Origin of the sequence: Natrialba sp. PRR66, assembly GCF_034808065.1 — an archaeon.
GTDB classification, from domain to species: Archaea; Halobacteriota; Halobacteria; order Halobacteriales; family Natrialbaceae; genus Natrialba; species Natrialba aegyptia.
Genome location: NZ_JAXHGN010000037.1, coordinates 1 through 308 on the forward strand (window position 1 = coordinate 1; position 308 = coordinate 308).

General features: G+C 52.9%; 1 protein-coding gene. It reads left to right on the forward strand.

The annotated features are described in order from the left end of the window. Window positions 1-10: 10 nt before the first annotated feature. Window positions 11-308 (forward strand): 30S ribosomal protein S11 (rpsK, locus tag SM755_RS24620; RefSeq protein WP_369335288.1); only part of this gene is annotated, 298 nt, incomplete at its 3' end.

Sequence of the window (308 nt, forward strand, 5' to 3'; positions counted from 1 at the left end):
GTCTTGGATAATGGCTCCCGCTCGTAAGGGACAGGTAAGAGAAGAGGCCGCTGTTGTCCACCTCGGACCTCAAGCTAAGGAGGGAGAGCTGATCTTCGCTGTCGCTCACATCTACGCCTCTTTCAATGACACATTCGTCCATATCACTGATATTTCCGGACGTGAAACTATCACCCGTGTCACCGGAGGTATGAAGGTCAAGGCTGACAGAGACGAGTCTTCCCCATACGCTGCTATGTTGGCTGCTCAGGACGTGTCCGAGAGACTGAAGCAGTTGGGAATCAACGCTCTTCACATCAAGCTCCGTG